Source organism: Nonomuraea longispora (assembly GCF_004348345.1).
In the GTDB taxonomy this organism is placed as follows: domain Bacteria; phylum Actinomycetota; class Actinomycetes; order Streptosporangiales; family Streptosporangiaceae; genus Nonomuraea; species Nonomuraea longispora.
This window is the reverse complement of sequence record NZ_SMJZ01000377.1, coordinates 1-3,282: the sequence shown is the minus strand read 5'-3', so window position 1 is coordinate 3,282 and position 3,282 is coordinate 1. Positions and strand designations below refer to the sequence as shown.

Genomic DNA, 3,282 nt, shown 5'->3' with positions numbered 1-3,282 from the left:
TGCCCGGGGTCGCCGCGCTGCTATGCGCTATGTGGTTATCTCATCACGACCAGCGCCGGTCAGCGCTCGTCGTTAGGGGCAACTGTTGGGGTTTCGCTGAGTCGAGCCGACTCGTCCAGGATGTCGGCGCCCTTTTCGCGCAGCGCTGCGATGTGCTGACGCCCATGATGGGCACAGAACAGCAGCTCCCCACCCACAGGCAGGGTCGCGCGAATGTAGGCCTGGGCACCGCAGCGGTCGCAGCGGTCGAGGGCCGTCAGCGGCTTAACGGGGGCGAGAGCTCCAGTCACGTATCGCCTTTCGGGTCACCCCCGCCGAAGCGAGGATCTGGCGTCAGTCACTTGGAACAACATCTAACCGGACGTGGACGTTCCCAACCGCCCCCTCTCTACGCCCAGAGCGGAATGTGTCCGGAAGTAATGATGATCAGCCGGTTGGTAACAGCAAACGCGGCTCCATGGCAAGCTTGTACGCGCGCGTGCGGGAAGAACGGTAAGCTACGCACACGTGTTCGATCCCTAGACTCAGAGGAGCTGGAGTGACGCTAGTGGAGGCGGGTTACACGGCTCGTCACCTGTCGGTGCTTGAGGGCCTCGAGGCCGTCCGCAAGCGACCCGGCATGTATATCGGGTCCACCGACAGCCGCGGGCTCATGCACTGCCTCTGGGAGATCGTGGACAACAGCGTCGACGAGGCGCTAGCGGGTCACTGCAACCGGATCGAGGTCGAGCTCTACGCCGACGGCTCCATCGAGGTGCGCGACAACGGCCGCGGCATCCCCGTGGACATCGAGCCCAAGAGCGGCTTGGCCGGCGTGGAGCTCGTCTACACGAAGCTGCACGCGGGCGGGAAGTTCGGCGGCGGCTCCTACGCCGCGTCGGGCGGTCTGCACGGCGTCGGCGCTTCCGTGGTGAACGCCCTGTCCTCGCGGCTCGACGTGGAGGTCGACCTCGACGGCAGGGTGCACGAGATCAGCTTCCGCCGCGGTGTCACCGGGGTCTTCGACGGAGAAGGGCCGACGGCCAGGTTCAGGAAGAAGCCCGGGCTGCGCGTTGGCGAGAAGCTGTCGAAAAAGGTCACCGGCACGCGCGTGCGCTTCTGGGCCGACAAGCAGATCTTCCTGCCTGACGCCGAGGTCTCGCTCGACGAGATCCACGTGCGGCTGCGCCAGACCGCGTTCCTGGTGCCGGGGCTGACCCTCGCGGTCTATGACAGCAGGCACGAGGAGCGCATCGAGGAGGAGTTCCGCTTCGACGGCGGCATCTCCGAGTTCACCGAGTTCCTGGCCCGCGACGAGGCCGTCTGCGACGTGCTGCGCCTGCAGGGCTCCGGCCACTTCCACGAGACCGTGCCGGTCCTCGACGACCAGGGCCACATGACGCCCACGCAGGTGGAGCGCGAGCTGCTCGTCGACGTGGCGGTCCGCTGGGGCAAGGGCTACGAGTCGACCGTGCGTTCGTTCGTCAACGTCATCGCCACGCCCAAGGGCGGCACCCACCTGAGCGGTTTCGAGCGCGGGCTGGTGCGCACGGTCAACGAGGTGCTGCGCGAGACGCGCCTGCTGAAGAACGGCGACGACCCGGTGACGAAGGACGACATCTCCGAGGGTCTGACCGCAGTGGTCGCCGTCCTGGTTCCCGAGCCCCAGTTCGAGGGCCAGACCAAGGAGGTGCTCGGCACCTCCGCGGCCACCCGCATCGTCTCCCACGTGGTCTCCCGCGAGCTCAGGGAGTTGTTCACCAACCCCCCACGCGGCTACAAGCAGCCGCTCAGGGCCGTCCTGGAGAAGATCGTCGCGGCGGCCAAGGCCCGCATCGCGGCCCGTGAGCACCGCGACAACCAGCGGCGCAAGAGTGCGCTGGAAAGCTCAGCGCTCCCGGCGAAGCTGGTCGACTGCCGCAGCGACGACGTCGACCGCAGCGAGTTGTTCATCGTCGAGGGCGACTCGGCGCTGGGCACGGCCAAACTGGCCCGCGACTCGGAGTTCCAGGCGCTGCTGCCGATCAGAGGCAAGATCCTCAACGTCCAGAAGGCCTCCGTGAGCGACATGCTCAAGAACGCCGAGTGCGCCGCCATCATCCAGGTGGTCGGGGCCGGTTCGGGACGCTCGTTCGACATCGAGGCGGCCCGCTACGGCAAGGTCATCCTCATGGCCGACGCCGACGTCGACGGCGCCCACATCCGCTGCCTGCTGCTGACCCTCTTCCACCGCTACATGAGGCCGATGGTGGAGGCGGGGCGCGTGTTCGCCGCGGTGCCGCCGCTGCACCGCATCGAGCTGACCAACCCCGGCAGGGGCAAGGAGAAATACATCTACTGCTACTCCGACGCCGAGTTGCAGAAGGTGCTGCGCGATCTGGAGCGGCGCGGCAAGCGCTGGAAGGACCCGGTGCAGCGTTACAAGGGTCTGGGCGAGATGGACGCCGACCAGTTGGCCGAGACGACGATGGATCCGCGCCACCGCATCCTGCGGCGGGTCCGCATCGAGGACGCCGAGGGCGCCGAGCGCATCTTCAGCCTGCTGATGGGCAGCGACGTCGCGCCGCGCCGCGAGTTCATCGTCAGCAGCGCCGCCGAAGTGGATCGCGACCACATCGACGCATAACGCCCCGCGGCACGTCGAGAGGGGTGCCCGCGACGCGCCTCCGCCACCTTTTCCGTGCAGCCGTACGCGCTGCCGGGCGTCGCGACCGGCAGCATGTACGCAGGCACGGCCGGCCACGTGCTCGTACGCAGCCGGCCCGGGCGGAAGCACGCCAGGATGAGCAGAACGAGACCCGCGCGGCAGGCCGGCACGTGCAGTTCGCGACCGCCCCCACAACGCGACGCTCACCACGCCCGGTCCCAGCACTGTCAGCCCGTCCACGAACACGCCGTCCACGAACACGCCGTCCACGCGCTCGCCCGTCGCGCTGACCTCATGGCTGACCGCATGAGTCGCCTCCTGAGCCGGGAGCAGAGGTTCCCGGAGCGGAGCCTTCGCAGGACCTCAGGCAGCCCTCCGAGCCGCCTCCCAGCGGTGGTTCTCCGCTGGGCCGACTGCACCGGCCAAGGACCATGGCCGGCCGTGGCGGTGTCCGCATGATGCCTTCTCCGTGCCGGAGGTTCCGAGGGCGCGGTTTGATGGCGACCTCGGAATGAGCGCCGTCGGCGCTGCTCCAGCCGCGCAGGCCTCTCTGAGGGTGCTGGAGCGGCGCTGAGGGGCGGAGCTGGATTCCGGGGGCGGTCCGGTGCCGTGGCGTGGCCACAGGGACGCCTGGGGCGGCCGGGACGCCGGTGGGT

2 protein-coding genes are annotated in these 3,282 nt (G+C 68.6%); one reads left to right on the top strand and one right to left on the bottom strand.

What is annotated here, in order from left to right; all coding sequences use genetic code 11:
- Positions 1-59 precede the first annotated feature (59 nt).
- Positions 60-290, bottom strand: coding sequence for a DUF7455 domain-containing protein (locus tag E1267_RS47010; RefSeq protein WP_132342023.1), 231 nt, complete (start codon positions 288-290; stop codon positions 60-62).
- A gap of 248 nt (positions 291-538) precedes the next feature.
- Here E1267_RS47010 and E1267_RS43145 point away from each other — a divergent pair, with 248 nt between their 5' ends.
- Entirely contained in the window at positions 539-2,605 is a 2,067-nt protein-coding gene (locus E1267_RS43145; protein ID WP_132342021.1) for a DNA gyrase/topoisomerase IV subunit B, read from the top strand.
- Positions 2,606-3,282: the final 677 nt, after the last annotated feature.